This is a genomic window from Methanoculleus sp. UBA303 (assembly GCA_002501655.1).
Classification (GTDB): Archaea; Halobacteriota; Methanomicrobia; order Methanomicrobiales; family Methanoculleaceae; genus Methanoculleus.
In genome coordinates, this window is sequence record DANY01000051.1 from 1 (window position 1) to 4,302 (window position 4,302).

Here is a 4,302-nt window from a genome sequence, read left to right on the forward strand (position 1 = left end):
TCGGTGAAGAGGACGGCGAGCGGTGCCGGCCCGGTGGTGGTGTTCGCGGTGAAGTTTGCCTGTGGGGCCGGTTCGGTCACTGGATTAACCGCGTTCAGGACACTGTATGCATTGACCCTTCCCTCCGAAACTATCTTTCCCGCGTATGCCGGTTTTTTGTCTACCGTGTTGATGATAACATCCTTGATCTCCATTGCGCTCAGGGATGTATTGATCGATCGGACCAGACCGGCCACCCCGGATACATGGGGGGTGGCCATCGAGGTTCCTGACAGATATTCGTAATCTGCAGTGACGGGCCCCGGCTCTATAACCATGACGCGGACATCATCGATGAGAACGCCGTCCATCTGGACGAAGCCATCGGTTTGAAGGGCGAACCCGATGTACACCTGATCCCCGTCGTACATGTCGAGTGGCACGGTAAAAGAGCGCCATTTCCCCTCGCTTGAACCGGTAAGATAGCCGTGTGTATAATAGCCAACACCATCCGGGGACGAAAGAACATGAAGCACATCATTATCAGTCTCAAGTTCCAATCTGGCGGCAAAGGTCAGTCTCGTTCCCTGCAGCCCTCTTAGATCGATTGGGTTCTTTGCGGTCAGCCATGCATTTGTGTTCGGCGCGTAATTGCCACCAGGGCTGTCATCTGCTGAGGACGGAGGGCTCACGTAGTAGGTCGTGTTCAGCCCCCACGGTGCATTGGCATTCCATGCATTCAGCGAGTCCATGGGATCGTAGAACACTGTTACCCGGGTGGGAGTGATGTAAGTGCTGTAGATCATCTCTCCTGGTGCCGCAACATCCACGGATGTCGCACCAATGTTTGAGAACGATGCAAGTTGTTCGATGTTGTTGCTTGCAGCGACAGCGAGGATATTCGCACTTGTATACGATGATGGGTAGCTCGGTTCAGCATCGTTGTCCGTGCCCTCATTTCCGGCAGCACAGACAACCAGTGCCGGGCTTGTGTCGATGGCATCCTTCAGCGCCTGGCTGTAACCGCTCCCGCCCCAGGAGCAGCTGATAATATCAGCACCCATCATGGTGGCATATCGGACGGCGCGGATTGCATCTCCAGTATCTCCCCCATCCGCGCCAAGGAACCGGAGGGGCATGATCTTTGCATTCCACATCACTCCGGCAACGCCCTCAGCGTTGTTCCCGACGCCGGCAATGGTCCCGGCACAGTGAGTGCCGTGGCCGTTGAGGTCATCGGGGTCGTTGTCGTCATCATAAAAGTCCCAACCATAGACATCATCGATATACCCGTTATGGTCGTCATCGATACCATTACCGGGGATCTCTCCTGGGTTCCTCCATATGTTTGCGGCAAGGTCCGGGTGGGTGTACATGACCCCGGTATCGATGACGGCGATGATCACGTCTGGGGATCCTGTGGTGATAGACCATGCCTCGGGTGCATCTATATCGGCATCCACGGTGCCGGCCCTGCCGCTGATTACCTGCCCGGTGTTGTGCAGACCCCAGAGGTTGCCGAACTCAGGATCGTTCGGGATATGTCCCGCCCCATCCTCAGCCGGTAGATTCTGAGAGTGGACCTCGCCCGGCACGACATCCGTGTAATAGTAGTAATTGGGCTCGGCATAGAGAACGTCCGGGTTCTGGGAATAGATCTGCACTGCCTCGGCTACCGATACGCCCCTGGGCAGGTGCAATGCCTGCATCCCCGGAAGGCCGATATCGCTGTAATCTGTGGTCACGGTCGCGCCCAGTTGAGCGTGTGCCGCACTCGATGCCTGTGCCAGCCGGGCGGGTGAACCTGCAACATCCGGCTTGAACCGGACGATGATGGATCCCGGTTTATAGAGAGGTCTGCCGGAGGTAGCAGTCAGAAGAGATAGACTTTCACCGATTTTTGGTTCTAGCTCTGCCCGGATTTCGAGCATATCAGTCTCTTCTGCTCCTGACGTGTTGCTGTATGCTATCGGTCTCTCGATCTGCTCGAGTACACCCGTTGAGAGAGTAATCTGGTGAGCAGAGTCCTCTGAGCCATACCATCCCCATAGCCCGCTATCCGTGACAGCAGTTAGGGCGGGGATAATCCCTATACAGAGAATAAGCCCAAGACAGAAGATGGGCGAAATAGACTTCGTCATATTGAGATCACAAGCTCCCTAGGGGATGGATTCGAGCTGGCCGATTCGTCACTTACAGGCAACAGGGCACACTGCTCCGTGTGGCCCTGCCTCGAACTGGAAATATCAGTAAATCCACCCACACTAGATGAGCGCGCATTAATGGAAGTATATCTTAAACCCTTCTATTTTGTTTTCTAGCTGACCGGGATCGTCCGATCCCTCTCCTGCCACCTTAGATCTCTGTTTTCATCACCTGATGTTCAAAATCTCTCATTATTGCCTTTTTCCGGCATGCGCCTGTGGGAGGTCTTGCTTACCAGATGGTGCATCTGCCGTAACGGATGCTCGCGGGAGACCCGGATATGTATGTAAATCATTAAATAGTACCTGCGATCTCATTGACTGGATATTCCAGAGGTTACCAACCCTCCTGGCTATTCATACAGCACTTTAACCTGTGATGGTGAAAAGAAGGGAGTAGAGGTCCAGGAAGTATTCAACCCGGGCCAGCGGCGGAGCCTCCCGGGGAGAGCCGGGCTTGACATACAGGGAGGGAGCAAAATACAGCACGGGGATGCCATCGCAATGCCCATATACTTCTGCAGGATCCCGGCCGGGTGCCTTTCTGAGCGGGAGGGTATACGGTGCTCCGGGCGTGGACGAACCGGATCCGCCAGCGGCATTCCGGATCCGCCTGCAGAGGCACGCCGATCCTCGTGGAGGGGCACACGGGGCACGCTTCGATAAGATTCATAGTGTTTATAAAAATCAATATATATGACGACGCCCTACGGAACGCCCCTGCAGGAGGGTATCCGGCAATGGCAAACATATTTGGTATGTTGAGGGACGATGGAAGGTTCAGCCGGCTCATCGATATTATCCAGACCATCGGCGAGGAGAAGACGTTGCAGGGCGAGGGACCGATGACGTTCTTTGCCCCGGTCGACTCGGCATGGGATGCAATCCCTGAGCCAAATCGGGCGATGATCCTCCATGATAAGCAGATGCTCTCGCACCTCATCGACTTCTTCACGATCGGCGGGCATAAGTGTACGCTTGATGCGCTGCTCGCGAAGAATGTCGTGGAGACCGTCGAAGGAGCTCTCATCGCGGTCAGGAAGACCGATAAGGGCACGCAGGTTGACGAGGCCGTCGTCCTCGAGGGGAACATGGAGGCGGATAACGGTATCATCCACGTCCTTGACAGCGTCCCCTTCGTGACGCTCGCGCAGGCCTTCGAGGCCTACGCGGCTGAGTAGCCCGTATCGGACAGGAGTTCACGGTCCTGCAGGGAATCCCTTCCTCGCCGGGTGGGGGTGTTCCCTCTCGATCCCGCCTGGCTGGAGTGAGCGTGCAATCCGGGACCTGCCGCTCTCGACGGCCGCTCCGCTGAGCCCTACGACTATTGACTTAATTTTATATATCACGTCAGATGATCCAGGTGTTCGTCCGGAGGATCATCGATGAAGAATATATTTGAGACTGCCCGGGAGGACGACCGGTTGAGCACCTCTATAAGGATGGTACAGGCAGGAGGGCTCGCGGAGACTCTTCGGGGAAAAGGGGAGTTCACAGCCTTTTTCCCGACGAATGAGGCGTTCTTCGGGTTTCCTGGGGAAGTGCTGGACGCTATCACGGACGACCGGGAGAAACTTGCCGGTATGATCATGTACCATGTGGTCCAGGGCAAACTCACCACGCGGGAGCTGGCAGGGATGGAGGCTATCAGGACTCTCCAGGGGGACCACCTCGATATTGCGGGGCCTCCGGCGGCGATGCGGTTGAACGACGCCACCATCATCCAGCCCGATATCGAGTGCACAAACGGTATGTATCACATCATCGACCGGGTGCTCCTGCCGCGTGCGGTCGAGGCACGGGTGAAGAGGGTGGTCTGAGCCTGAGGAGGTGCGCATGCACCGGGTACACCCGGTGGCGCCAGAACAGACGGAGCACGCAAGAGAGCGCTCTTCCTCCGGAAGAAGGGCCCCGCAAGGGAACTCGCGGATGGGTCGTGGTCGGGTTCATACCGCTCCCCGGAGGAGTGATTGTGGTGCCATGCATACGCCTGACCCGCATGCCGGTTCCCGCATCTACCTCGCCAGCCGGTAGTGCTCCAGCATATACCTGATAATTGATCTCAGAGGATCCGACCGAATTACGTTGCGCACCAACCCGCGTTCATGACAAACAATAA

General features: G+C 56.4%; 3 protein-coding genes. 2 read left to right on the forward strand and 1 reads right to left on the reverse strand.

The features are described from left to right. Positions 1-2,120, reverse strand: a 2,120-nt coding sequence (locus tag BP846_RS12275; RefSeq protein WP_292395852.1) for a S8 family peptidase, incomplete at its 3' end; no start/stop codon positions are given. Between the two features lie 803 nt (positions 2,121-2,923). Here BP846_RS12275 and BP846_RS12280 point away from each other — a divergent pair. Further along, on the forward strand, positions 2,924-3,364 hold the full coding sequence (locus BP846_RS12280) for a fasciclin domain-containing protein (protein WP_292395855.1): 441 nt from the start codon (positions 2,924-2,926) through the stop codon (positions 3,362-3,364). Positions 3,365-3,568: 204 nt separating this feature from the next. Further along, positions 3,569-4,003, forward strand: a complete 435-nt coding sequence (locus BP846_RS12285; RefSeq protein WP_292395858.1) for a fasciclin domain-containing protein — start codon at positions 3,569-3,571, stop codon at positions 4,001-4,003. Positions 4,004-4,302: the final 299 nt, after the last annotated feature.

Coding starts and splice junctions, on each gene's coding strand:
- BP846_RS12280 (WP_292395855.1), top strand. CDS start 2,924: ATGGCAAACATATTTGGTATGTTGAGGGACGATGGAAGGTTCAGCCGG.
- BP846_RS12285 (WP_292395858.1), top strand. CDS start 3,569: ATGAAGAATATATTTGAGACTGCCCGGGAGGACGACCGGTTGAGCACC.